Raw genomic sequence first — 25,093 nt, forward strand, 5'->3', positions numbered from 1 at the left:
CCATGCAAACTCGCGACGACATTTTCAACATTCTGCGTGCTGCCCTGGTCGAGCTCTTCGAGCTGGAGCCCGATCGCGTGACGCTGGAAGCCAACCTGTACCAGGATCTGGAAATCGACAGCATCGATGCGGTCGACCTGATCGACCACATCAAGCGCCAGACCGGCAAGAAGATTGCCGCCGAAGAATTCAAGTCGGTGCGCACCGTCAACGACGTGGTCGAGGCGGTCTATCGACTGGTCCAACCGGCCGCATGAGCCGGCTGATTGGCCTCGGCCTGCTGCTGGCGGGCCTGCTGTACCCCTTCGCGGTGTATTTCGGCATGGAGCACTTTGCTCCATGGCAGTTCGGGCTGTTATTGGGTGGCCTGTGGCTGGCCCGGGCGTTGCTCGGCAAAGGCAACCCCGGCAATCGCTGGATGGCGGCCTCGGCGATTACCTTTTGTGTATTGCTCGCGGTGTTCGACAGCCCGCTCCTGCTGCGCTGGTATCCGGTGCTGATCAGCGCGTTCATGCTCGGGCTGTTCACCCTGAGCCTGAAATATGGCCCGCCGATGGTTGAACGCCTGGCCCGCCTGCGGGAACCGCAATTGCCGGCCAGGGCGGTGATCTATACCCGCCAGGTGACAGTGGCCTGGAGTGTGTTTTTCCTGTGTAACGGTGTGCTTGCTGCGGTCCTGACGCTTTGGGCGCCGCTGAGCTGGTGGATGTTGTACGCCGGCCTGATTTCCTACGGACTGATGGGCCTGATGTTTGCCATTGAATGGCTCATACGACAACGGGTAAGAGGCCGCCCATGAATTGGATAACACTTGAGCAGATGCTGCTCAAGGCCCAGCCGGACCGCGTTGTTGCAGTCGCCCCGGCTATAAATCACGCGCAACTGCGCGACGACGCGCTGTGCCTGGCCGCGGGCCTGCAAGCCCGGGGCATCCGGCGCGTGGCCGTGCATTTCGAAGATGCCGCCGACCTCGCGGTAGCCCTGCTCGGCGCCTGGCGCGCCGGGGCGCATGTGCTGCTACCCGCCGACCTGCAAGCGCAAACCCGTCAGCGCTGGTCGGCCGACGTCGACTTGTGGCTGACCGACCTGCCCGTAGACGCCCGACTCGACGAGATCCGCCAGGCGCCGCTGGAGGCTGCCGAACTGGACCTCGATCAGTGCTGGTTGACCCTGTGCACCTCCGGCTCCAGTGGCGAGCCCAAGCGCATCGAGAAAACCCTGCGCCAGCTGAGCAATGAAGTCCAGGCGCTGGAGCAATTGTGGGGCGCCGACCTCGGTCCGCAGGCCTGCATGATCGGCAGCGTCGCCACCCAGCATATCTACGGTCTGCTGTTCCGGGTGCTGTGGCCGTTATGCGCCGGACGCACCTCTGTGCGCCGGCAGTTGGCTTTCCCGGAAGACCTTCAGCGCGCCAGTCGCGAGCATCCGGCATTTGCCTGGGTCGCCAGCCCGGCGCTGCTCAAGCGCATGGGCGACAATCTCGATTGGCCGGCCTTGAGCAGCGTGCGCCGGGTGTTCTCCTCCGGCGGCGCACTGCCGGCCGAAGCAGCCCGCAGCCTTCGGCAACGCCTGGGACAATGGCCAACGGAAGTGTTCGGCAGTTCGGAAACCGGCGGTATCGCCTGGCGTCAGGGCGGCGACCTCTGGCAACCCTTTGCCGGCGTCGAACTGGGCCAGGACAGTGACGGCGCCCTGCTGATTGCTTCTCCTTATCTCCCAAGCGGCCATGTCGAGCACACCGCCGACGCGGCGCGTATCACTGAGGACGGGCGCTTCGAATTGCTCGGCCGCCTGGATCACATCGTCAAGCTTGAAGAAAAACGTATCTCGTTGCCGATGCTGGAGCAGGCGCTGACGGCCCACGACTGGGTCAGCGAAGCGCGGCTGGGGGTGGTCCAGGAAAATCGTGCTTCTCTCGGCGCACTGCTGGTGCTCAGCGAAACCGGCCTGCATGCCTTGCGCAACCTGGGCCGACGAGCCATGACCGAGGCCCTGCGACAGCACCTGAGCGGACATTGCGAAACCCTGGCCCTGCCACGACGCTGGCGCTGGCTGCGGCAACTGCCATTCAACGCCCAGGGCAAACTGGCCCAGGCCGAGGTCGAAACTTTGTTGATGGCGCCACGTCCGAAGGCGCCTGAAGTGCTCGACCAAGGCGAGACCGACGGCGAATGGAACCTGCGTCTGGCCGTGCCGCCAGACTTGGCGTACTTCAGCGGTCACTTCCCCACCGCGCCGGTCCTGCCCGGCGTGGTGCAGGTGGACTGGGCCTTGAACCTGGGCCGCCAACTGATGGAGTTGCCGCCACGGTTCGTCGGCATGGAAGTGCTGAAATTCCAGCAACTGGTGCGCCCCGGCGATGAAATCCAGCTACACCTGCGCTTCGATCGCGAGCGCGGCAAGTTGTATTTCACCTATCGCAATGACACCGCGGCGTGCTCCAGTGGGCGGATTGTTCTGGGGGTGGCCGATGACTAACCGCACCGCTGTCCTGTGGCGAGGGAGCTTGCTCCCGCTCGAGTGCGAAGCGCTCGCTCTTGAAAAATCAGGGGCTGCTTCGCAGCCCAGCGGGAGCAAGCTCCCTCGCCACAAAATGCTCCTCAGCCGCCGAGACATACCGCATGCATAACCCCTGCGCCGTCATCCCGGTCTACAACCACGAAACCGCCATCGCGACGGTGGTCCAGACGTTGCTCGGCAACGGTTTGCCCTGCGTGCTGGTGGACGATGCCAGCAGCCCGGCCTGCGCAGCTGTGCTGGAGCAACTGGCCGGGCATGAGCGGGTTCACCTGGTCCGGCTGGCGGTGAACCAAGGCAAGGGCGGCGCGGTGATGACCGGCCTGCGGGAGGCTTCGCGCCTGGGCTTCAGCCACGCCTTGCAGGTCGACGCCGACGGGCAACACGACCTTGGCGACGTGCGCACCTTCATCGAGCAATCCCGCGCCCACCCGGACGCGCTGATCTGCGGCTATCCGCTGTACGACGCCAGCGTGCCGAAGGGCCGTCTGTACGCGCGCTACCTGACTCACGTGATGGTCTGGATCAACAGCCTGTCCCTGCAGATCCGCGATTCGATGTGCGGCTTCCGGGTCTATCCCCTGGCCCCCACCCTCGCACTGATCGACTCGGCGAACATCGGCAAGCGCATGGACTTCGATTCGGACATCCTGGTGCGCCTGTCCTGGCGCAACCAGCCAATGCACTGGTTGCGCACCCGCGTGCACTACCCTTTGGACGGGGTTTCGCACTTTCGCCTGTTCCACGACAACGTGCTGATTTCACGCATGCATACTCGGTTGTTCTTCGGCATGCTGATGCGCTTGCCGGTGATTCTCTGGCGGCGGTGGCGAGCATGAGCACAGACAAACAGCACTGGGCAGACCGCCAGGAACGCGGCAGTTTCTGGCTGATGAAACTCACCGCGTTTGCTGCGAAGGTCCTTGGCCGAAGGCTTCTCACGCCGGTGCTGTACGGCATCGTCCTGTATTTCTTCGTTTTCGGCCGCAGTGCCCGGCAAGCGGCGCGGCAATACCAGCAGCGGCTCGCCGACTGGAGCCGCCAGCCCGAGCTGCGCCCGACGCACCGGCGAGTGTTCGGACAGTTCATGGCTTTTGCCGACTCGCTGCTGGACAAACTCGACGTCTGGAACGGCAAACTGAGCATCGAGCAGATCGAAATCGTCGACCCGGCACTGCTGCGCAATCACCTGCGCGACAGCCGTGGGCAAATGCTGGTGGGCGCGCACCTGGGCAATCTGGAAATGTGCCGGGCCCTGGCCGAACTGGGCGAGAAAGTCACCATGAACGTGCTGGTGCACACCAAGCACGCCGAGCAGTTCAATCGCTTGCTCGGCGAAGCCGGCGCCACGCACCTGCGGTTGATCCAGGTCAGCGAGCTGGACCCGCTGATCATGCTGCAACTGAGCGAACGCCTGGAGCGCGGCGAATGGCTGGCGATCGCCGGCGACCGCGTGCCGCTGCATGGCGGGCGCAGCGTGACGGTGGATTTCATGGGGCACCCGGCCGCCTTCCCGCAAGGGCCCTGGCTGCTGGCCGGTCTGTTGAAATGCCCGGTCAACCTGCTGATGTGCCTCAAGCACGAGGGACGTTATCGCGTCACCCTCGAACCGTTCGTCGATGCCGTGGTTTGGAAACGCAACGAGCGCGAACAGGTGATCGCCCATTGGGCCGGCCTGTACGCCGCCCGTCTGGCGCAATATTGCCTCCAGGCGCCACAACAGTGGTTCAACTTTTACCCTTTCTGGAAGACCGATGACCAAGCCCATTCCTGAGCCGGTAACCTTCGGCGAACACGCCTTGCGCATCGAAGACGTGCTGGCCCTGGCCAACCGTCAGGCGCCGACGCAACTGCAGGCGGACCCGGCGTTCCGCCAGCGCATTGCCAAGGGTGCGCAATTCCTCGACTCGTTGCTGGACAAGGAAGGCGTCATCTATGGCGTGACCACCGGCTACGGCGACTCTTGCGTGGTGGCCGTGCCGTTGCACCATGTCGAAGCCTTGCCGCGACACTTGTACACCTTCCACGGCTGCGGGCTGGGCAAGCTGCTCGATGCCCAGGCTACCCGCGCCGTGCTGGCGGCGCGTTTGCAGTCGCTGTGCCACGGCGTATCGGGGGTGCGAGTGGAGCTGCTGGAGCGACTCCAGGCCTTTCTCGAACACGACATCCTGCCGCTGATTCCGGAAGAAGGCTCGGTGGGCGCCAGCGGCGATTTGACGCCGCTGTCCTACGTCGCCGCCACGCTGTCCGGCGAGCGCGAAGTGCTATTCCGTGGCGAAAAGCGGCTGGCCGCCGACGTGCACCGCGAGCTGGGCTGGACGCCGCTGGTGCTGCGGCCCAAGGAAGCCCTGGCGCTGATGAACGGCACCGCAGTGATGACCGGCCTCGCCTGCCTGGCCTTCGCCCGCGCCGATTACCTGTTGCAACTGGCGACCCGGATCACCGCGCTGAATGTCGTCGCCCTGCAAGGCAACCCGGAGCATTTCGACGAGCGCCTGTTCGCCGCCAAGCCACACCCGGGCCAGATGCAGGTCGCCGCGTGGCTGCGCAAGGACCTGGCCATCGACGCACCGACAGCGCCGCTGCATCGCCTGCAGGATCGCTACTCCCTGCGCTGCGCCCCCCACGTACTAGGGGTGTTGGCGGACAGCCTGGGCTGGCTGCGTTCGTTCATCGAAACCGAGCTCAACAGCGCCAACGACAACCCGATCATCGATGCCGAAGCCGAGCGCGTGCTGCATGGCGGGCATTTCTACGGCGGGCACATCGCCTTTGCCATGGACAGTCTGAAAAACCTGGTGGCCAACGTCGCCGACCTGCTCGACCGCCAGCTCGCACTGCTGGTGGACGAGCGCTACAACCATGGCCTGCCGAGCAACCTGTCCGGCGCCAGCGCCGAGCGGGCGATGCTCAACCATGGCTTCAAGGCCGTGCAGATCGGCACCAGCGCCTGGACCGCCGAAGCCTTGAAGAACACCATGCCGGCCAGCGTGTTCTCGCGCTCCACCGAATGCCACAACCAGGACAAGGTCAGCATGGGCACCATCGCCGCCCGGGACGCGATCCGTGTGCTGGAGCTGACCGAACAGGTGGCCGCCGCGACCTTGCTGGCGGCCAACCAAGGCGTGTGGCTGCGCAGCCGTGTCGACGACGCGCGACCGTTGCCGCCAGCGCTGGCCGCCATGCACCGGCAACTGGCCGAAGACTTCCCGCCGGTCATCGAAGATCGCGCCCTGGAAGGCGAATTGCGCTTGTGCCTGCAACGCATCGCCGAGCAACACTGGAGGCTGCATGCGTAGCCAGGGCGTTCTGCACGTTGACACCCGGATCGTGGTGCCGTTTTTCGACGTCGACTCGATGAACGTGGTCTGGCACGGCCACTACGTCAAATACCTCGAAGTGGCCCGCTGCGCCTTGCTCGACCTGATCGGCCACAACTACAACGACATGCTCGAGTCCGGCCATGCCTGGCCGATCATCGACTTGCAGTTACGCTATGTGCGCAGCGCGGTGTTCGGCCAGACCCTGACCGTGCGCGCCAGCCTGGTGGAGTGGGAAAACCGGCTGAAGATCAATTACCTGATCAGCGACGCCGCCACCGACGAACGCCTGACCCGGGCAAGTTCGGTGCAGGTCGCCGTGGACATGGCCAGCCGTGAAATGCTGCTGGCCTCGCCTCGGGTATTTGTCGAAGCCGTCGAGAGGAAACTGTCATGAAACGCCTGTTCATCTGGCTGCTCCTGTGTGGCTTGCCGCCGCTGGCCCAGGCGTTCGACCTGCAGCAATTGAGCGAGCAACTGGCGCGCCCGGAGGTGATCCACGGCCAGTTCATCCAGGAAAAACATCTGCGCGCCCTGCCCCAGCCGCTGATCAGCAAGGGCCGTTTCGTGCTGGCGAAAAACCACGGCCTGCTGTGGCTGCTGCAAACGCCGCTGCAACAGGACTACCGGATCACGGCCAAAGGTATCGCCCGGCGCGATGGCAACGCCTGGCAGATGCTGCCGAACAAGAGCGCCGGCGCCGAGCAGAACCGCCTGTTCCTGGCGGTGTTGCAGGGCGACAGCAGCGGCTTGCAGCGGGATTTCGAGCTGAGCCTGTCGGGCCAGCCGCAGCAGTGGAAACTCACCCTGACCCCACGCTCGGTGCTGCTCAAACAAGTCTTCAAGCAGATCAATATCGACGGCGGCGAACTGGTCCAGCGCATCGAACTGCTGGAAACCCAGGGCGACAGCACTGTACTGCGGATGCAAGACGCTACCGGCGCGCAACCCTTGAGCGAAGCGGAGCAACATGACTTTGCCGAGTGAACGCAGGCTACCGAGGCTGTTCCTGGTCCTGCTGCTGGCGGTGCTCGCGCTCGCCGGTTGGCAATGGCGCAACGGTGCGCCGCTGTCGGCCAACCTCATGGAACTGGTCCCGGGCACATCCCCGGACGCCTTGGAGCTTGTCGCTGAACAGCGCATGCAGGAACCGCTCAATCGCGAGATCCTGGTGCTGGTCGGCCACGCCGATCGCCAGCAGGCCATCGCCCTGGCGCAAGCCCTCGGCGAGCAATGGCAGGCCAGCGGGCTGTTCGACAAGGTCCAATGGACGCTCCAGGCCGACTTGCCGGCGCTTCGTTCGCAGTTGCTGGATGGCCGCTTGGCGATGCTCTCGGCAGTCGACCGGCAACAGTTGATCGAGCAGCCCCAGGCGTTTATCCAGCAGCGGGTACAGGCCCTGTTCGACCCGTTCAGCGGCTTCAGCCTGGTGCCCAGCCAGGACGACTGGCTCGGCCTGACCGGGCGCATCCAGAATAGCCAGCCACAACGCGGCGCCATACAACTGGAAATGGGCAGCGGCGCGCTGGTCGCCGAAGCCGATGGCAAGCATTGGGTAATGCTGCGGGCACGTACCCAGGGTAACGCCTTCGACATGCACCTGCCGCTGCAAGTCGCCGATCTGCTGCAACGCAGCCGTGATCAAGCCAGCCAGGCCCAGGGCCAATTGCTGGCGGCCAGCGGCCTGTTGTATGCCGCCAGTGGCCAGCGACAGGCTTCGCGCGAGATCACCTGGGTCGGCGGCGGCGCGACGGTCGGCATCCTGCTGCTACTGTTGCTGGCGTTCCGACGCTTTGCCGTGTGGCTGGCGTTCGTGCCGGTGCTGGTCGGCATATTGTTCGGCGCAGTGGCGTGCGTGGCGCTGTTCGGGCGCATGCATGTGATGACCCTGGTCCTGGGTTCGAGCCTGATCGGCGTGGCGGTGGATTACCCGCTGCACTACCTGTCCAAAAGCTGGAGCCTCAAGCCATGGCGCAGCTGGCTGGCCCTGCGCCTGACCCTGCCGGGCCTGAGCCTGAGCCTGGCAACCACTTGCATCGGCTATCTGGCGCTGGCCTGGACGCCCTTCCCGGCCTTGACCCAGATTGCTATCTTCTCTGCCGCCGGCCTGGTCGGCGCCTATCTGTCGGCGGTCTGCCTGTTGCCGGCCCTGCTCAAGCACGCCGACCTGCGCCCGGCGCAATGGCCGCTACGCCTCTGCGATAACCTGCTCAGGTGTCGCGAAGTGCTGCTGGCGCGGGTGCGCACGCCGATTCTGCTGGCCTTGTTGCTGGCCTTCTGTGGTGGCGGTCTCTGGCAACTGACCAGCAAGAACGACATCCGCCAGTGGATCGGCACGCCCCAGCACCTGACCGACGAAGCCCGCGATGTCGCGCGCATCACCGGCTTCCAGCCGACCAGCCAGTTCTTCCTGATCCGTGCCGATGATCAAGCGCAGTTGCTCGAACGCCAGACCGCCCTCAACGAGCGGCTCGACCAGTTGATCGGCCTGGAAAAACTCCAGGGCTACCTGTCCCTCAATCAACTGGTCAGCCCACCCGCCGAACAGGAAAAACTCCGCGCGGCCCTGGCGCGGTTGCCGGCGTTCTGGCAACCGCTGCTGGACTTGGGCGTGCCGCTCGCCGCGCTGCAAGCGGAGTTGAAGCAGTTGCAGGCCTTGCCAACCGCCGACATCGATGCCGCATTGAGCGGGCCGCTGGCCGAACCCTACCGCATGCTCTGGCTCGGTCCGACGGGCCAAGGCGTGGCGGCGGTGGTCAGCCTGCAAGGCTTGAACGATGCCGCGTTGCTCCGCGTGCAGGCGGTGGATCTGCCCGGCGTGCAATTGGTGGATCGCCTCGGCGACCTCAACCGCGTCTTCGCCGCCACGCAGGTCAGCGCCGCCGAACTGAAGCTGGCGTCCTGCGTGCTGATCGTGCTGGTGCTGATCTGGCCGTTCGGCGTCGGCGGGGCTTTGCGCGTCGTCGCCCTGCCGCTCCTGGCCGCGCTGTGCAGCCTGGCGAGCCTCGGTTGGCTGGGGCAACCGTTGACGCTGTTCAGTCTGTTCGGCCTGTTGCTGGTGACGGCCATCGGGGTCGACTACGCCATCCTCATGCGTGAACGGATCGGTGGGGCCGCCGTGAGCCTGCTGGGCACGCTGCTGGCGGCGATCACCACCTGGCTGTCGTTCGGCCTGCTGGCGTTGTCCAGCACGCCGGCCGTGAGCAACTTCGGTCTCGCGGTGAGCCTGGGGCTGGCGTTCAGCTTCATGCTGGCGCCGTGGGCCGGGCAGCAGGCCCATGCGAATGCCGCTACGGAGCCGGTGCAATGATGACCCCGCTGTTCTGGTTGATGGCCCTGGCGCTGTTTGCCGTGGCGACGATTGTCGGGCGGCGCTGCGGACTGATCCCGATCGTCAGCCAGTTGCTGCTGGCGACGTTCGGCCTGCCCTTGCTGATGTATTTCTGGATCGAACCGGGCTGGCACCTCAGCGGTGCGCAACTGGTCTCGCCGGTGTGGTTGAAGAACCTCTACAGCCTGGCGTTCGCCCTCTTGCTCGGGCATATCCTCAGCGATGTGATCGACCTGCGCCTCGACCGCCAGAGCGTGAAAATCGCCTTGCCGAGCTTTGGCGTGCCGTTTGCCTGCGGCCTGGCGACCGCGTTCTGGCTGCTGCCGCCGCAACCGTGGATCAGCTCGCTGGCGGTGGGGCTGCTATTCGCGATCACGGCGATACCTGTGCTGTATCTGTATCTGCGCCACATCGCCTACCCGCCCGACGCGACCCGCCGCCTGGTGCAGACCGCGATCCTGATCGACCTGATCTGCTGGAGCCTGTTCGCCCTGGCCCAGGGCAGCCTGCACCTGGCCAGTCTGCTGCTGCCGCTGGCCGCCGCCGGCGTGCCGTTGCTGCTGCGCCTGGCGGGCCTGCGCCAACCCTTGCTGCACAGTGGCCTGTTCTTTGCCCTGCTGGTGGTGGCCGAGCATTACCGGCTCAACGCGCTGATCACCGGCATCGGCTATCTGCTGTGCATGGCGGCGCTCAAAGTGCCGCTGGTATTGCCGCTCGGCGCGGAGTGGATGCACAGGTTGCAGACCTACCTGGCCATTCCCTTGATCCTGACGTTCGGCATTGTGCAGATCAATGTGCACAGCGCCCTGGACAGCCTCGGCTGGGTCCAGCTGGCGGCGTTGCTGCTGTTGCCGATTGCCAGCAAACTGCTGGGCAACTGGCTGGGGCTGGGTTGGGCCGGAGCCTCGTTCGCCGGTGCCAGCCGCTTTCGGGAAAGCATCCTGCTGAATATTCGCGGCTTGAGTGAAATCGTCTTTCTCAATCTGTTGCTGCAACAACAACTCATCAGCCCGGCGCTGTATTTCGCACTGATGCTGATGGGGTTGTTCGCCACATTGCTGCCGGCCCTGGCCGGCTTTCACCGTATTCCCTCGATTGCCGTCCCGGCGAGGAGCCCCCGTGTCAACAGTTGAAATGGAACGTCGACAGGTCGTCATCATCGGCGCAGGCCCTTCCGGCGCCATCGCCGCCGCACTGCTCAAGCGCAAGGGCCACGATGTGCTGGTCATCGAGCGCCAGCATTTCCCACGGTTCTCCATTGGCGAAAGCCTGCTGTCCCATTGCCTGGATTTCGTCGAAGAAGCCGGCATGCTCGAGGCGGTTAACGCCGCCGGGTTCCAGCGCAAGAATGGCGCGGCATTCGCCTGGGGCGAGCGCTACAGCGCCTTCGATTTCGGCGACACCTTCAGCGAAGGCAAGCCCACCACGTTCCAGGTCCAGCGCGCCGACTTCGACAAGTTGCTGGCCGATCAGGCGGCGCTGCAAGGCGTGGAAATCCGCTACGGCCAGGCCATCGCCAGCGCCGATTTCAGCCTGGTCAAACCGCAACTGGGCGTGCAGCGCGAAGACGGCAGCGAGTACCGCGTCGAGGCAGACTTCGTCCTTGACGCCAGCGGCTACGGCCGGGTCCTGCCGCGCCTGCTGGACCTTGAGGCGCCGTCGAACTTCCCGCCGCGCCAGGCGGTGTTCACCCACATCGAAGACCGCATCGACAGCCCGGCATTTGATCGAGAGAAAATCCTCATCACCACCCATCCGACCCAGCGTGACGTGTGGTTCTGGACCATTCCGTTCAGCGGCGGTCGTTGCTCGGTCGGCGTGGTCGCCGCGGCGGAGCATTTCGAAGGCCGCACCGACGACCTCGATGCCTGCCTGCGCGGCTTTATCAACGAAACCCCAAGCCTGGCCAGCGTACTGGGCAATGCCGTGTGGGACACGCCGGCACGGACCATCGGCGGCTACTCGGCCAACGTCAAGACTCTCCACGGCCCTGGCTTCGCCCTGCTGGGCAACGCCGCGGAATTCCTCGACCCAGTGTTTTCTTCCGGCGTGACCATCGCCATGCGCTCGGCAAGCATGGCCGCCGGCGTGCTGCATCGTCAGTTGCAAGGTGAACAGGTGGATTGGCAGAGCGAGTTCGCCGAACCGCTCAAGCGCGGCGTCGATACCTTCCGCTGCTACGTCGAGGGCTGGTACGCCGGTACTTTCCAGGATGTGATTTTCTACAGCGAAGGCTCCGCCGACATTCGCCGCATGATCAGCGCGATCCTCGCCGGCTATGCCTGGGACCAGCGCAACCCGTTCGTCAGCGAACCCAAACGGCGCTTGCGCATGCTTTCGGAAATCTGCGCGAGCCCGGCGCCATGAGCAAGCAACCATGAGCTACCTGAGCGACAACTACGTCGAAGAAACCCGCTTCGGTTTCTGGTTCCTGCGCAGCCACACCTGGCAGCACCATGTGCTGCGCGTGGCCATCGACGATCTGCGCAGCCTGTTCAGCTCCTCGCCGCCGGCAAATCCGGTGCTGCTGGATGCCGGTTGCGGCCAGGGCAAATCGTTCCGGTATCTGCGCCAGGTGTTCGCGCCGCAACGCCTGATTGGCGTCGACGCCGACCCTCACAGCCTGAATCTGAGCGACGAGGAAGCGGCTCGCCAGGGCATGGCCGTGGAGCTGATCGGCAGCGACTGCGCGACATTGGCGGTGCCCGATGCCAGCGTCGATTTGCTGTTCTGCCACCAGACCTTCCATCACCTGGTGGAACAGGAAAAAGCCCTCGCCGAGTTCTATCGCGTGCTCAAGCCCGGCGGCTACCTCCTGTTTGCCGAATCCACCAAGGCCTACATCGATACCTGGGTGATCCGCTGGCTGTTCCGCCACCCGATGCAGGTGCAGAAAAGCGCGGCGCAATACCTAGCGATGATCGCCAATCAAGGGTTCCGCTTCGAAGACTGCAACATCTCCTATCCGTACCTGTGGTGGAGCCGCGCCAGGGACTTCGGCCTGCTGGAACGCTGGGGCCTGCGCCGGCCCAGGCCGTTTGGCGAGCGCGAGGAAACCCTGGTCAACGTGGTGGCCCGCAAGCCGCTCGAAGGGGTCGCCGGATGATCCGTGGTCTGCTTGCAGGTTTTCTATTGCTGCTCAGCGCCTGCGCCAGCCAGGCACCACTGCCCGAGCGCATGCCGACCCTGGCGCTGCCGCTGCAATTGCACGTCGAACGGCAACTGGACGGCCAGCGCCAGGATTGGCTGCTGGTGATCCAGCGCGAAAGCGCCGGCATCCGCTGGTCGATGATGGATCCGCTGGGCATTCCCGTCGCTCGCCAGCGCCTGGTCGACAGCCAATGGCAAGCCGACGGCCTGCTGCCGCCCAATGCCGAAGCCCGGGAATTGTTCGCCGCCCTGCTGTTTGCCCTGACCCCCGAGGCGGAACTGGCCGGCCGTTACCCGGCCGCCCGGCAGCAAGACGCCCGACGAACGCTCGATACCCGCTGGCAGGTGCGCTACAGGCAACCGCTGGATTTTCAATTGAGCCTGCCGCAGGGGCCGAATTATCGCATTACACCGTTGAGCGAGAGCGCACGATGACCGCTTATTTGAACGCCTTGGGCGTGGTTTGCGCCCTGGGTCGAGGCAAACAAAACGTTGCCCGCAACCTGTTTGCCGGCGACTGCTCAGGCGTGCGCGTCGAAGCCGGCTGGGTGGCCGAACGGGCATTGCCGGTGGCTTGCGTAACCGGAGAGCTCGCCGCTATCCCTGAATCCATGGCGGCGCAACGCAGCCGCAACAATCAGCTGCTGCTCGAAGCAGGGTTGCAGATTCGTCCCGAGATCGATCAGGCCATCCAGGCTTACGGTCGTGCGCGCATCGGCATCGTGCTGGGGACCAGCACTTCGGGCATCGACGAGGCCAGCCAGGGCATTGCCCACTATCTGCGCGAACAACGATTCCCCGAAGGTTACGACTACCAGCAGCAGGAACTCAGCGCGCCCGCCAACTTTCTCTCCGACTGGCTTGGCCTGAGCGGCCCGTCCTACGTGATCTCGACCGCTTGCACCTCCAGCGCTCGGGCCCTGATGAGCGCTCGCCGCCTGCTCGACCTGGGATTGTGCGACGCGGTGCTTTGCGGTGGCGTGGACAGTTTGTGCAAGCTGACCCTCAACGGCTTTTCAGCACTGGAAGCGGTCTCCGGCGAGCGCTGCAATCCGTTCTCGGTGAACCGCAGCGGCATCAACATCGGCGAAGCGGCGGTGCTGTTTCTCATGAGCAAGACGCCGTCGGATGGGCACTCGATTGCCCTGCTCGGCGACGGCGCCAGTTCCGATGCGCACCACATCTCTGCGCCGGAACCCAGCGGCCGGGGTGCCCGCCAGGCCATGGAAAAAGCCTTGCGCTGCGCCGGCCTGGACGCCAGCCAGATCGACTACCTGAACCTGCATGGCACCGCCACGCAACATAACGACGCCATGGAAAGCCACGCGGTGGCCGGCCTGTTCCCGGCGGGCGTGTCCTGCTCGTCGACCAAGCCGATGACCGGCCACACCCTCGGCGCGGCGGGTGCATTGGAGGCTGCGTTCTGCTGGTTGGCCCTGTCCGGTGAAAATACCGCACAGGCCCTGCCGCCGCACGTCTGGGACGGCCAGGCCGACCCCGAGTTGCCGGCATTGGACTGGGTAACGTCCGACACCCGCTTGCATCCGGACCTGCCCCGTCGCCTGATGAGCAACTCGTTTGCTTTCGGCGGCAACAACGTCAGCCTGATTATCGGAGACGCGCAATGATTGACTGGCCGCTCGCCGAACTGCTGCCCCACGCCGGCGACATGATTCTCATCGACCGGATCCTGTCCTTTGATGACGAGCAGATCCACACCCTCGCCACCGTCAGGCCCGGCGGTCTGTTCAACCGCGACGACGGCGCGCTGCCGGCCTGGGTCGGCATCGAGCTGATGGCCCAGAGCGTCGCGGCGTTTGCCGGTTGCCACGCACGCCAACGCGGCGATGCCGTGGAGCTGGGCTTTTTGCTCGGTACCCGCAAGTTCGAATGCAACGTCGAATATTTCCCCCTCGGCACCGAGCTGATCTTGCACGGCATCCGATCGCTGGAAGACGACAACGGCATGGGTGTGTTCGAATGCCACATCCGCGCGCCGGGCATCCATGCCAGCGCACGGTTGAACGTGTTCCGCCCGCCCCATGCCGCCCAGTACCTCAATGAACCGTCCGCAACAGGAAACCAGCCATGACTGAATCCGTACTGGTCACCGGCTCCAGCCGTGGCATCGGCCGCGCCATCGCCCTGCGCCTGGCCCAGGCCGGCCACGACATCGTCTTGCACTGCCGCAGCGGTCGCGCCGAGGCCGAAGCCGTCCAGGTGCAAATCCAGGCCTTGGGCCGCAATGCCCGGGTGCTGCAATTCGACGTCTCCGATCGCGCCGCCTGCAAGACCATCCTCGAGGCCGACGTGGAAACCCACGGCGCCTACTACGGCGTGGTGCTCAACGCCGGCCTGACCCGCGACGGCGCGTTCCCCGCCCTGAGCGAGGACGACTGGGACAGCGTGATGCGCACCAATCTCGACGGTTTCTACAACGTGCTCCACCCGGTGATGATGCCGATGATTCGCCGCCGCGCCGCCGGACGAATCGTTTGCATCACATCGGTGTCCGGCCTGATCGGCAACCGTGGCCAGGTCAACTACAGCGCCTCGAAGGCGGGCCTGATCGGTGCGGCCAAGGCGTTGGCAATCGAGCTGGGCAAGCGCAAGATCACCGTCAACTGCGTCGCGCCGGGGTTGATCGATACCGCCATGCTCGATGAAAACGTCCCCGTGGAAGAACTGATGAAAATGATCCCAGCCCAGCGCATGGGCACGCCTGAAGAAGTGGCCAGCGCGGTGAATTTCCTGATGTCCGCCGAAGCCGGCTATATCACCCGGCAGGTCCTGGCCGTCAACGGAGGCCTGTGCTGATGAAGCGCGTCGTCGTCACCGGCATGGCCGGCATCACCTCCCTGGGCAGCGATTGGGAGACCATCGCGGCCAACTTCGCCGCCAACCGCAGCGGCATCCGGCGCATGCACGAGTGGGACCGCTTCAGCGAATTGAACACCCGCCTGGCCGGGCCCGTGGACGACTTTCAGGTCCCGGCCCACTGGACCCGCAAGCAACTGCGCAGCATGGGCCGGGTTTCCCGCCTGGCGGTGGGCTCGGCGGAACAAGCCCTGGCCGACGCCGGACTGTTGGACGACCCGTCGATCAAGGATGGACGCATGGGTGTGTCGTGCGGCTCCTCCACGGGAAGCACCGATGAGATCAAGGCCTTCGGCAACATGCTGCTCAACAGCGTCGCCGAAGGTTTGAACGCCAACTCCTACGTGCGGATGATGCCGCACACCACGGCGGCCAATATCAGCATTTTCTTCGGGCTGACCGGGCGCCTGATTCCCACGTCCAGCGCCTGCACCAGCGGCAGCCATGGCATCGGCTATGCCTACGAGGCGATCAAGTTCGGCCGCCTGCCGTTGATGCTCGCCGGCGGCGCCGAGGAACTGTGCCCGACCGAAGCAATGGTCTTCGATGCGCTCTACGCCACCAGCCTGAAAAACGATGCCCCACAAACCAGCCCGCGACCCTACGACAAGGGCCGCGATGGCTTGGTGATCGGCGAGGGCGCCGGAATGCTGGTGCTCGAAGAACTTGAGCACGCGCTGGCTCGTGGCGCGCGGATCCACGCCGAGATCGTCGGCTTCGGCAGCAATGCCGACGGCCAGCACGCCACCCGTCCCGAATTGAGCACCATGCGGCGCGCCATGGAACTGGCCTTGGAAGATGCTGGCCTGGAGCCGTCCGCCATTGGCTACGTCAACGGCCACGGCACCGCCACCGAGCAGGGCGACATTGCCGAAACCCTGGCCACCAGCAGCCTGTTTGGCGAACACATGCCCATCAGTTCGCAAAAAAGCTTCCTCGGCCACACCCTGGGCGCCTGCGGAGCCCTGGAATCCTGGTTCAGCATCGAAATGCTCAACCGCGACCGCTACGTGCACACCTTCAACCTCGACGAGGTCGACCCCGAATGCGGCCGTCTCGATTACCTGCGCAACGAGTTCCGCAGCATGAGCAACGAGTACGTGATGAACAACAACTTCGCCTTCGGCGGGGTCAACACCTCGCTGATTTTCCGGCGCTGGCGTTGAAGCAGTCATCGTCAACGCCATCCGTGCAATTGATCTCAGTGCTTTCCCGTGGCGAGGGAGCTTGCTCCCGCCGGGCTGCGCAGCAGCCCTGAAGCCCTTCGAACTCCATCTGGGAATGGGTTAAGCCTTGGCGGTCGGCGTCTTGCTGTGCTGGGTTGCGAGGTGATCCAGTGAGCCTGCTCGTGAGGCTTCCAGATAGCCCACGCCCGCTCGACCAGCAGTTGAGCGCCATCGGCCAGGCCCCATACACGCCTTCCCCCTCCGGCGTGCGGTAATCATGTACCGCCCCCTCCTGCCGCGCCTCCCATAGCGTTTGCTTCCGAAAACTCCTCAGGAAGCGACCATGCCGCCGAACAATCCCTTGCTGTCTACCTATGATCTGCCGCCCTTCTCAACCATTCGCGTCAGACATTTGGTACCGGCCATTGAAAAGATAATTGCCGAAAGCCACTTGACCATTGCCGAAATCATTGCCAGCCAAACACTTTTACCCACCTGGGATGACTTGGTGCTGGCGATGGATGCCGTCAAGGCACGGCTCGAGGGCACTATGGAAGTGATCGACATCCTCGGCTCAGTGAACGCTCAGCAGGAATGGAGGGATGCAGTGACACGCTGCATCGAGCTCGCCACGGACTTCAAGGCATTGCTCTGGGGAAACAAGGAACTGTTCCAGCTGTACCGAAGGCTTGCCGATAGCCGGATGGCGAGGCTGTTCGACAGTCCTCGGCGCAGAGTGCTGGACAAAATACTGGAGGAGTTCCGGTTAGCCGGGATTCACCTTGCACAAGCCCCACAACAACGCCTGGCCGAGTTGAATGTCTACATCAGCCGACTTGAACGTGAGTTCCTGTTGCGGGTGGAACAGGCCGGCGAAGCCTGGAGCAAGCACATCGAGGACGAATCGCTACTGGCCGGTGTGCCCGATTCGCTGAAGCAATCGATGGCGAACGACGCCCGGGCGAAAAACCTTCAGGGCTGGCAGGTCCGCCTGGACGATGAGCAGTACCGCATGGTGATGCTCCATGCCGAACATCGTCCCCTGCGCCAAGCAATGTGGCTCGCCTACCACGCGCGGGCGACGGGCCAGGAACCGTTCGCCGCGCAGCCGGGCAACGATGATGTGCTTAGGGCACTGCTGGAGGCTCGTCACGAAAAAGCCGGAATACTCGGGTATGGGAATTTCGCTGAGTTGGTCGTTGACCGGCAGATGGCGCAGTCCACCGATCAAGTGTTGGCGTTCCTACGTGACTCGCTTGATGGGTATCGAAGCCTCTTTGCGTCTGAAGCAGAGGAACTCAAGGCATTGGCGTTACAGCACGGTATCGCTGAGCCGCAACCTTGGGACTATGAATACCTGGCCGAAAAAATACGCCGACAGGAGGGCGCTTCGCAGCAGCAACTGCGCGAGTACTTTCCATTGGAAGGCGTGCTGAACCGCCTCTGTCAATTCATCCAGCAACTGTTTGGCGTCGAACTGCTCGAGCGCCCGCATTTTGATACCTGGCATGACGATGTTCGCCTTTTCGAGCTCAAGGAGCATGGGCAGGCCATCGGTTATCTTTACGTCGATCCTTATCGACATGAACCAAGCGGCGTGCTGGGCCAGATGCGCACACTTCGTAATCGCAGAGTGACCGCCGAAGGGCGGCCCCGGCTACCCATCGCCGTGCTGCAGGGCAACCTCACACCGGGCGTCGGAGAGATGCCCTCCTTGCTCGATCATGAACAACTAAAAACCCTCCTGCATGAGCTCGGCCACTGCCTGCAACTACTCTTGACGCGCGCACAGCACCGGGATATTTCCGGATTGAACGGCCTCGCCCTCGATGCAACCGAGTTTGCCGCCCAGGTATTTGAGCAGTGGAGTTTTTCCCGACAATTCCTGGTCTGGGTATCAAGCCATTACCAAACAGGCGAGCCACTACCTGCCGAACAAGCGGATCGGCTGCTGACGGCTACCAGCACGCAAACCAGTTGGGCTGCGGCAAATGATTTTCTCCAGGTATTGTTTGATCTCGAAGTGCACCGGACCTCTGGCGACGGGCGCAGCACTCAAGAAATATTTGACGCGTTGAATACTGAGGTCGGACAGTTGCAATGGCCTGTCGGCGCGCGCCCATTCAACAGTTGGGTGACCAACGCTTCGCGTTATGCGGCCGCGACCTACGCCTATTTCTGGGCGAATGAGCTCGCGAGGACCGCCTATGGGCAGTTTGTGGCCAACGGCGAGTTCGATAGCGAAACTGGCCGCGCTTTTCGAGAGGCATTTTTTACCCACGGTGATACCCGTCGGTTAACCCAGTCGCTGGAAGGGTTCCTCGGGCATCCCGTCGACAGCCTGGTTGCTCCAGTTGCAGACGAGTCAGAACAGGCCGACAGCGCCCCGGACCCAAGTGCCTCGCTGATTCATCAGCTGGATGTCGCCCAGCAACGGATGATTCGCTTGAACGACGCCGTTCCAGTGCCGTCGGCCATCGCGAAACAACATCTGAACGACTGGTTCGCCAGCACTTTCCCTACCCTGGCCGAGACCTTCAGCGTGCAAGACCTGTGGGTACGGCCCCGACAAGGGCCGGCCATGACCCTCAACGCACTTTTCTGGCGTGCGGCCACCGGGCGGGCCAATCTTCGTGAGCTTTTTCTGGATCTTGGGGAAGTTGATATCGTCCATGAGCCGGACACCACCGCGACAGTACCGGCCGGGCTTAACAGCACTGACGCGAAGACGGCCATCGAGCGGATGCTCGGCTCGGCCCCGATTGCGTATGAATCGCAATTGAAGCAGGCATTGGACAGGTTTTGGGAACAACCGGCCGATTTCAGTGCGGGTCGCAATGTCATCGACTGGCTCGCGGATGAACTCGGTGGGCAACTGATGACGCAAGCGGATTTGCATCTGCTGGACGCAACACTCACCCCACGGTTGCACAAGGCGATAACGGACTACGCGCTATCGGCGCCGGACGCAGCATCGCGAGAGGAAATGCTCGAACGCATTCGTCCGGGTGTATACGCCGTGCAATACACCCCGCCGGAATGGGAAGGCAGCCTACCGGTACGCGATGCAGTGATACTGACGCAACCGGGCAGCGATGACTTGGCCGCAGCTGCGCTGTGGCGCCCGGGAGAGCCCCTGGAGGCCGTCGACAGCCTGGTCGCGCTGACTGCTCTCCTTCAGCAAAACGGTGAAGCACAGGGGGAGGTACATCTTGCCCCCCTGCCGGAAAATTTCGTCGTCCGCCAGGCCAACGCTCTGCGAGAGGAGCAGAAACAGGCAGTGCTGGAGGTGCTGCAATACGCGGCGCAAGAACCGCTCGATACATGGGTGCAACGTCTCGACCAGGCAGTTGGCCTCGGAGAGAGCCTGGACCTGACGTGGACCATGGACGCCTACCAATTGCGCTGTGCCCGGATAAAACTCAATGACTGGCTGCACGGCTACCGGTACGTCAGCGGTGCTGATCGCCTGGCCTGGTGGGCGGCGACGCAGGACTGGCGGCAAACCGTGGAGGACATGATCTTGTTGCCGCCTGATCCGGTGGCCCTGGCAACTTCTGAAGCCATCGAGAACTGGACCCGCACCGAGCTTGCCCGTCTCATTCGCGAAAAAAACCTGGTTGCGGACCCTGACCAGATATTTTTGAGCATCCGAAAGCAGATAGTCGATCCGCGCACCCCACACGGTACATCGCCGTTTGAGTCCGGGATCGTATTGGACCCCGTGAAGAGTTTTTTCGAAGACCGCCGCTCGCTGGCGAAATGGGCGATGTCCAACCTGATGCCCGATGAACGCGACGCCCTTCATCACAGTGAAGCCGGGCCGCTCAGCTTTGCCCAGATCAAGGATCTCATCGCCAGCGCTGACGTGGGCGCCCGCCTGCCCGCCGCTTTACAGCTCAAGGCCAACGAGCGGAAGGCCGACTGGATGGCCTTGAAAGGCAAGGCGCTCCGGACCCAGGTGTGGACTGCCCATATCTCGGGCGACCTGACCTACGATCGGCACAATACCGGGCTGAATCTGGTATTAGCGGTGCTCGACAGCCCCACGCCTGCGGGACGCCGCAAGATCAACGGTCATGAAACGCAGGTGTGTCAAATTCAATGGGGCGACAGCGTACTCAACGATGTGCTGGCGTTCGGCGTCAAGACACCGGCGAGCCGACCGTCACTGACGCTGTACACCCCGCAGGCACCGGACGGCAAGGTGTTCCGCGAGGTACATGCCGGGGCAAGCCGGGACTTGACGCGAGCCGTAGCGAGAGCGCTTACCCGTACGCCAGAAATGACCCACTGGCTGATTTCCAGATTGCCGCTGGCGGAACAGGCCGCTCAGGTCGCCAGCATGGCGCCGACCGATCCGAATCTCACGACGAACGAAAAAATCAAGCATGTCACGCAATCCATTCTCTCGTTTATCAAGTCCAAGGCGGTCGACAGCTTTTCCTCAGGCGCCTCTTTTCCTGTCGTGGGCACACATCTACTCGAAGCGCTGCATGAAACGCAGGTATCCCACGCACTCAAGGCTGTGGATGCGCTGACGGTATCCAACGCCGAACGCGACAGCACAGCGGCCCAGGAGGGACGCCGCGAAGGCATCTCCTTGTTGACGGGCATGCTGTCGATGTTTCCCGCGAGCCGGCTGGGTGGAATGTTGGGACGCGCGATCCTGCCGGTGATGGCCGGGGGCGCTGCGGTGGCGGCCATAAAGGATGAAAACGGCAGCCTCGACCAATGGGCAGGTGATTTCATCAGTGGGCTGCGAGACGTGCTGGCGGAGGGTGGCGAAGACCTGATCATGAGTCGCGCCAGCAAACGGCGGCGCAAGACCCGCCCCCTGTCGACACTGCCGCCCATGCCGGCCTCGGAGCTAAAACCGTTACGCCTGAAAGGGATGGACGGAAAAGGGCTGATACCTGAGGGCCGAGACCTGTTCAGGGATGCAGGCGGGCAGGGTTATCTGAAGCAAGGCAGGGATTACTACAAAACAGCGATGCAAGGCGGTGAAAGGATTGTCTATGCACCGGCCAACCGCGCAGACCAGCGAAACGTGAAATGGGTGGACGGACAGTGGCAGGCCAAGGAACGGGATCGACTACGCGGAGGAGGTCCCATCCTAAGCCTGCTGAAAACACCGGACACTCCTCACAACGCTCTTGTGGAAGGCGCCTTGGCGGGCCACCCCAACCCCACCTCGGACATGTACAGGGACAGGAGGGATACGGCCCATTCCATGCCTACCGAACTGACGGAGCGCATCCTCAGGGAGAGCATGGACGATGTTGGCGTCAGCCACATCACCGCCTATCGCTCTCTCCTCCATGACCTGAATCAGGGCACGATACCTTCCGCACCGCACAAAAACGCACTACTAGCCCTGCGCGACAAACTTTCAGCGTGGAAGGCAGTGGACTCTTTCGCCCGCCACTTCGAACAAAACATAACGGGCACCGAATTGAGCACCTCGCAAAAAATAAAAATATTCGATTCCTTGCTACGGTTTCGTAAGGAGCTCCATCCCACCGACATAAAGTTCAAGACAATTTTCTCGGTGATATCGGATCGCTTGACCGGCGCGAAATTTATCGTGATCGCGGCAGGACAAAAAATGAACGCGCTGAAAGGTATACAGGACCGTGTTTCGGAGAGGAATAAGACAGCTGAGGAACAAGCCAGGAATGCCCTGAGAGCGAAATTTAATGGGGATATCCCAGCGGCAGATAAATACATTGATACGCCCGAAGGCGCCAATGAATATGCGAAGATCATACGCGAACATATCAGGGATGGAATGAAAGCCACCGATACGCCTGGATTGCTGACAGAAATCAGAAGCAACCGTTTGAGTTATCTTGTTTACAACAAGGGCAAATCCCAGAAGAAAAATTTCCTGATCAATGCGCAGGAAATCCAAAGCTTTGAGTCAAGTCTTAAATATTTCGCAGCACCGGAGATAGAGATCGTTACGAGGCTCCCTTCAAAAAAGATACCCCACCCGACGCCTGCCGAAATCCAAGCCCCCGTAGAACCTGAAGTACCTGTCGGAACAGATAGATTCACGGTGAAAATTGGCCCGCTGGCTGAAACACAACTCTCCTATGACAATTTCCCTGAACCAGCCAGAGCAAAAATCAACGAAATAATGGATGACATCCGCACCGGCAGAACAACCACAAAGCGCATCAACCAGTTCTATTGGTATGACATGGCCCAGTTGGACCCTGGTAGCGGCAGAGGCGCATGGCGCGCCGCGTTTGAACGCAAGGGGGACACTTGGGAGCTCCAGGGATTCTATAGCTACCACACCAATCGACAGGCAATCGTCTGGGGAGATTGAGGCGAACCAGACGCGGCGCCAATGTAAAAGGCGCTACTCTGCGCCCTTTACCCACAGCCCGGCTTTTTGCGCGGGGCTTGAGAGCCGGATCACTGCGGAGCGCCCGTCAACAGCGCCACAAACGCCTTTGCCATCGGCGAACGCTGGTCCTTGCGCTGGACCAGCCACACCGCCGAGACCGCCGCCGGGTCGAGCAATGACCGGTAGACCACGCCGTCGATACGCATGCGCTGGTAAGACGCCGGCAAGACCGAGACGCCCAGCCCCGCCGCTACCAGGCCGATGATGGTCATGGCTTCGCCCGCTTCCTGGGCGAAGTGCGGGCTGAAACCGGCATCGCGGGCCAGCGTCAGGAGTTGGGCGTAGAGACCGCTGCCGTAGCTGCGGGGGAAAAACACGAACGGTTCCTCGGCCAGCGAAGCGAGAAACAGGCCTTCGTCACTGCCCTGGGCTAACGCGTGCTTGGAGCTGAGCACAGCCACCAAGGGTTCGCGGCTGAGTTCGATTTCGCTCAAGGCGTCGGGAAGTGGCAGCGGACGCATGATGCCCACGTCGATGGCCTCGTCGAGCAACGCATCGGCCACTTGGGTGCTGCTCATTTCCCGCAGGTTCAGGTGGACTGCGGGAAAGCGCTGGCGAAAGGTGAAGATCGCCTGGGGAATGGTGGAATTGAAGGGGGCTGAGGAGGTGAAGCCGATTTTCAGCTCGCCCAATTCCCCCAACTGGGCGCGGCGGGCTACGTCGGCAGCCTTGTCGACCTGGGCCAGGACCCGGCGCGCCTCTTCGAGAAACAGCCTTCCGGCCTCGCTCAGTTCGACGCGACGGTTGGTGCGCTCGAACAGGCGTGCACCAATCTCTTGCTCCAGCGCCTGGATCTGTTGGCTCAGTGGCGGCTGGGAGATCCCAAGCACCAAGGCGGCGCGGCCGAAGTGCAGCTCTTCGGCGACGGCGATGAAGTAACGCAGATGACGCAGTTCCATGGACCTTACTCAATAAGTCTTACAACGTCTTAAACAGGTCGAACAATATATTGGATAGAAACATTAGCCGGCTATATGCTTTTTTCATTGCCTGCCAGGCCGTGCTCCCCTCCGAGGTCCATCGTGAAAACCGCTGCCGCTCCACTGGCCCATGAAATCCCGCCGCGCCCCCAGGATGATGCCGCTGCCGAGCTGAAAGATATCTATATCGAAAAAGGCACGCCGTTGTTCATGCGTACGGTGCTGGCGTTGTTTTGCGGCGGTTTTGCAACCTTCGCGCTGTTGTATTGCGTGCAACCGATGATGCCGCTGCTGTCGGCGGAATTTTCCATCAACGCCGCCCAGAGCAGCTTGATCCTGTCGGTGGCGACCGGCCTGCTTGCCGTCGGCCTGTTGATCACCGGTCCGATTTCCGACCGCATCGGCCGCAAATCGGTGATGGTCGCTGCGCTGTTCGCAGCGGCGCTTTGCACGATCGCCAGCGCGATGATGCCCACCTGGCAAGGCGTGCTGGTCTTGCGCGCCTTGGTGGGGCTGTCGTTAAGCGGATTGGCGGCCGTGGCGATGACCTACCTGAGCGAAGAAATCCATCCCAGGCACATCGGGCTGGCGATGGGGCTGTACATCGCCGGCAACGCCATCGGCGGCATGTGCGGGCGGCTGATCACCGGCGTATTGATCGACTTTGTCAGCTGGCATACCGCGATGCTGGTGATCGGTGGCCTGGCCCTGGTTGCGGCGGCGGTGTTCTGGCGGATCCTTCCCGAATCGCGCAACTTCCGCCCACGCTCGTTGCATCCACGCAGCCTGCTGGACGGTTTCACCCTGCACTTTCGCGACGCCGGGCTACCCCTGCTGTTTCTTGAAGCCTTCGTACTGATGGGGGCGTTCGTCACGCTGTTCAACTACATCGGCTACCGCCTGCTGGCCGCGCCTTACCATATGGACCAGGCATTCGTCGGGTTGCTGTCGGTCGTGTACCTGTCCGGCATCTACAGTTCGGCCAAGGTCGGGGCCATGGCTGACAAGCTCGGTCGGCGGAAAATGCTCTGGGCGACCATCGCGTTGATGCTGGCGGGCCTGCTGTTGACGCTGTTCACGCCGCTCTGGCTGGTGATCATCGGCATGCTGGTGTTCACCTTCGGCTTCTTCGGCGCGCACTCGGTGGCCAGCAGCTGGATCGGCCGCCGCGCCCTCAAGGCCAAGGGGCAGGCTTCGTCGTTGTACCTGTTCAGCTATTACGCCGGTTCGAGTATTGCCGGTACGGCAGGCGGGGTCGCGTGGCACCTGGGAGGATGGAACGGAACCGGGTTGTTCATCGGCGCACTGCTCTTGGTGGCATTGCTGGTAGCCGTGAAACTGGCGAAGCTGCCGCCGCTCCCCGGCAACGTCCAGGGCTAGCTTCACTGACGCAA

At 63.0% G+C, this 25,093-nt stretch carries 20 protein-coding genes; 19 read left to right on the top strand and 1 reads right to left on the bottom strand.

Translation table 11 applies throughout. The features are described from left to right. Nucleotides 1-2: 2 nt before the first annotated feature. From J3P94_RS25195 to J3P94_RS25280, 18 genes are all read left to right on the top strand, one after another. The gene (locus J3P94_RS25195; RefSeq protein ID WP_434570106.1) at nt 3-257 is read left to right on the top strand and encodes an acyl carrier protein; all 255 of its coding nucleotides are present in this window, start codon (nt 3-5) and stop codon (nt 255-257) included. Next, nucleotides 254-799 (top strand): hypothetical protein, encoded by a 546-nt coding sequence (locus tag J3P94_RS25200; protein ID WP_434570108.1) that lies wholly within the window; start codon nt 254-256, stop codon nt 797-799. Before J3P94_RS25195 ends, J3P94_RS25200 begins: the two co-directional genes overlap by 4 nt. After that, nucleotides 796-2,478, top strand: coding sequence for an AMP-binding protein (locus tag J3P94_RS25205; RefSeq protein ID WP_434570110.1), 1,683 nt, complete (start codon nt 796-798; stop codon nt 2,476-2,478). The genes J3P94_RS25200 and J3P94_RS25205 overlap by 4 nt, the downstream gene beginning before the upstream one ends. A gap of 143 nt (nt 2,479-2,621) precedes the next feature. Then, nucleotides 2,622-3,356: a glycosyltransferase family 2 protein gene (locus J3P94_RS25210; protein WP_434570112.1), complete on the top strand. Its 735-nt coding sequence runs from the start codon at nt 2,622-2,624 to the stop codon at nt 3,354-3,356. Continuing rightward, the gene (locus J3P94_RS25215) at nt 3,353-4,291 is read left to right on the top strand and encodes a glycosyl transferase (RefSeq protein ID WP_434570114.1); all 939 of its coding nucleotides are present in this window, start codon (nt 3,353-3,355) and stop codon (nt 4,289-4,291) included. The genes J3P94_RS25210 and J3P94_RS25215 overlap by 4 nt, the downstream gene beginning before the upstream one ends. Further along, nucleotides 4,272-5,816 carry an HAL/PAL/TAL family ammonia-lyase gene (locus J3P94_RS25220; RefSeq protein WP_434570116.1) on the top strand — a complete coding sequence of 515 codons (1,545 nt, stop codon included), beginning with the start codon at nt 4,272-4,274 and terminating at the stop codon, nt 5,814-5,816. Before J3P94_RS25215 ends, J3P94_RS25220 begins: the two co-directional genes overlap by 20 nt. Then, nucleotides 5,809-6,234, top strand: coding sequence for an acyl-CoA thioesterase (locus J3P94_RS25225; protein WP_434570118.1), 426 nt, complete (start codon nt 5,809-5,811; stop codon nt 6,232-6,234). Before J3P94_RS25220 ends, J3P94_RS25225 begins: the two co-directional genes overlap by 8 nt. After that, nucleotides 6,231-6,824 carry an outer membrane lipoprotein carrier protein LolA gene (locus tag J3P94_RS25230; protein ID WP_434570120.1) on the top strand — a complete coding sequence of 198 codons (594 nt, stop codon included), beginning with the start codon at nt 6,231-6,233 and terminating at the stop codon, nt 6,822-6,824. Before J3P94_RS25225 ends, J3P94_RS25230 begins: the two co-directional genes overlap by 4 nt. Next, a complete protein-coding gene (locus tag J3P94_RS25235) occupies nt 6,808-9,147 on the top strand; it encodes an MMPL family transporter (RefSeq protein WP_434570122.1) in 2,340 nt (779 codons plus the stop codon). The genes J3P94_RS25230 and J3P94_RS25235 overlap by 17 nt, the downstream gene beginning before the upstream one ends. Beyond that, on the top strand, nt 9,144-10,301 hold the full coding sequence (locus J3P94_RS25240) for a sodium:proton antiporter (RefSeq protein WP_434570124.1): 1,158 nt from the start codon (nt 9,144-9,146) through the stop codon (nt 10,299-10,301). Before J3P94_RS25235 ends, J3P94_RS25240 begins: the two co-directional genes overlap by 4 nt. Beyond that, entirely contained in the window at nt 10,288-11,535 is a 1,248-nt protein-coding gene (locus tag J3P94_RS25245; RefSeq protein WP_434570125.1) for an NAD(P)/FAD-dependent oxidoreductase, read from the top strand. The genes J3P94_RS25240 and J3P94_RS25245 overlap by 14 nt, the downstream gene beginning before the upstream one ends. 10 nt (nt 11,536-11,545) lie before the next feature. Continuing rightward, complete coding sequence (locus J3P94_RS25250) at nt 11,546-12,274, top strand: class I SAM-dependent methyltransferase (RefSeq protein ID WP_434570127.1); 729 nt, start codon at nt 11,546-11,548, stop codon at nt 12,272-12,274. Beyond that, entirely contained in the window at nt 12,271-12,753 is a 483-nt protein-coding gene (locus J3P94_RS25255) for a DUF3261 domain-containing protein (protein ID WP_434570129.1), read from the top strand. Before J3P94_RS25250 ends, J3P94_RS25255 begins: the two co-directional genes overlap by 4 nt. Then, the gene (locus J3P94_RS25260; protein ID WP_434570131.1) at nt 12,750-13,946 is read left to right on the top strand and encodes a beta-ketoacyl-[acyl-carrier-protein] synthase family protein; all 1,197 of its coding nucleotides are present in this window, start codon (nt 12,750-12,752) and stop codon (nt 13,944-13,946) included. Before J3P94_RS25255 ends, J3P94_RS25260 begins: the two co-directional genes overlap by 4 nt. After that, the gene (locus J3P94_RS25265) at nt 13,943-14,410 is read left to right on the top strand and encodes a hotdog family protein (protein ID WP_434570133.1); all 468 of its coding nucleotides are present in this window, start codon (nt 13,943-13,945) and stop codon (nt 14,408-14,410) included. Before J3P94_RS25260 ends, J3P94_RS25265 begins: the two co-directional genes overlap by 4 nt. Continuing rightward, nucleotides 14,407-15,135: a 3-oxoacyl-ACP reductase FabG gene (gene fabG, locus J3P94_RS25270; protein ID WP_434570135.1), complete on the top strand. Its 729-nt coding sequence runs from the start codon at nt 14,407-14,409 to the stop codon at nt 15,133-15,135. Before J3P94_RS25265 ends, fabG begins: the two co-directional genes overlap by 4 nt. Then, the gene (locus tag J3P94_RS25275; protein WP_434570136.1) at nt 15,135-16,361 is read left to right on the top strand and encodes a beta-ketoacyl-ACP synthase; all 1,227 of its coding nucleotides are present in this window, start codon (nt 15,135-15,137) and stop codon (nt 16,359-16,361) included. Before fabG ends, J3P94_RS25275 begins: the two co-directional genes overlap by 1 nt. 343 nt (nt 16,362-16,704) lie before the next feature. Continuing rightward, a complete protein-coding gene (locus J3P94_RS25280) occupies nt 16,705-22,698 on the top strand; it encodes a M3 family metallopeptidase (protein ID WP_434570138.1) in 5,994 nt (1,997 codons plus the stop codon). Between the two features lie 89 nt (nt 22,699-22,787). Here J3P94_RS25280 and J3P94_RS25285 read toward each other — a convergent pair whose 3' ends face one another. Next, entirely contained in the window at nt 22,788-23,678 is an 891-nt protein-coding gene (locus J3P94_RS25285) for a LysR substrate-binding domain-containing protein (RefSeq protein WP_434570140.1), read from the bottom strand. Between the two features lie 123 nt (nt 23,679-23,801). Between J3P94_RS25285 and J3P94_RS25290 the strand changes: the two genes are divergently transcribed. Then, complete coding sequence (locus tag J3P94_RS25290; protein ID WP_434570141.1) at nt 23,802-25,079, top strand: MFS transporter; 1,278 nt, start codon at nt 23,802-23,804, stop codon at nt 25,077-25,079. Nucleotides 25,080-25,093: the final 14 nt, after the last annotated feature.

The organism is Pseudomonas sp. Z3-8 (genome assembly GCF_051131975.1).
In the GTDB taxonomy this organism is placed as follows: domain Bacteria; phylum Pseudomonadota; class Gammaproteobacteria; order Pseudomonadales; family Pseudomonadaceae; genus Aquipseudomonas.

Bases quoted from the DNA above. Each gene is read 5' to 3' on its own strand.
- J3P94_RS25255 (WP_434570129.1), top strand. From the start codon at position 12,271: ATGATCCGTGGTCTGCTTGCAGGTTTTCTATTGCTGCTCAGCGCCTGC.
- J3P94_RS25280 (WP_434570138.1), top strand. From the start codon at position 16,705: ATGCCGCCGAACAATCCCTTGCTGTCTACCTATGATCTGCCGCCCTTC.
- J3P94_RS25230 (WP_434570120.1), top strand. From the start codon at position 6,231: ATGAAACGCCTGTTCATCTGGCTGCTCCTGTGTGGCTTGCCGCCGCTG.
- J3P94_RS25275 (WP_434570136.1), top strand. From the start codon at position 15,135: ATGAAGCGCGTCGTCGTCACCGGCATGGCCGGCATCACCTCCCTGGGC.
- J3P94_RS25285 (WP_434570140.1), bottom strand. From the start codon at position 23,678: ATGGAACTGCGTCATCTGCGTTACTTCATCGCCGTCGCCGAAGAGCTG.
- J3P94_RS25235 (WP_434570122.1), top strand. From the start codon at position 6,808: ATGACTTTGCCGAGTGAACGCAGGCTACCGAGGCTGTTCCTGGTCCTG.
- J3P94_RS25260 (WP_434570131.1), top strand. From the start codon at position 12,750: ATGACCGCTTATTTGAACGCCTTGGGCGTGGTTTGCGCCCTGGGTCGA.
- J3P94_RS25250 (WP_434570127.1), top strand. From the start codon at position 11,546: ATGAGCTACCTGAGCGACAACTACGTCGAAGAAACCCGCTTCGGTTTC.
- J3P94_RS25210 (WP_434570112.1), top strand. From the start codon at position 2,622: ATGCATAACCCCTGCGCCGTCATCCCGGTCTACAACCACGAAACCGCC.
- J3P94_RS25200 (WP_434570108.1), top strand. From the start codon at position 254: ATGAGCCGGCTGATTGGCCTCGGCCTGCTGCTGGCGGGCCTGCTGTAC.
- J3P94_RS25225 (WP_434570118.1), top strand. From the start codon at position 5,809: ATGCGTAGCCAGGGCGTTCTGCACGTTGACACCCGGATCGTGGTGCCG.
- J3P94_RS25195 (WP_434570106.1), top strand. From the start codon at position 3: ATGCAAACTCGCGACGACATTTTCAACATTCTGCGTGCTGCCCTGGTC.
- J3P94_RS25205 (WP_434570110.1), top strand. From the start codon at position 796: ATGAATTGGATAACACTTGAGCAGATGCTGCTCAAGGCCCAGCCGGAC.
- J3P94_RS25240 (WP_434570124.1), top strand. From the start codon at position 9,144: ATGATGACCCCGCTGTTCTGGTTGATGGCCCTGGCGCTGTTTGCCGTG.
- J3P94_RS25265 (WP_434570133.1), top strand. From the start codon at position 13,943: ATGATTGACTGGCCGCTCGCCGAACTGCTGCCCCACGCCGGCGACATG.
- J3P94_RS25220 (WP_434570116.1), top strand. From the start codon at position 4,272: ATGACCAAGCCCATTCCTGAGCCGGTAACCTTCGGCGAACACGCCTTG.
- fabG (WP_434570135.1), top strand. From the start codon at position 14,407: ATGACTGAATCCGTACTGGTCACCGGCTCCAGCCGTGGCATCGGCCGC.
- J3P94_RS25215 (WP_434570114.1), top strand. From the start codon at position 3,353: ATGAGCACAGACAAACAGCACTGGGCAGACCGCCAGGAACGCGGCAGT.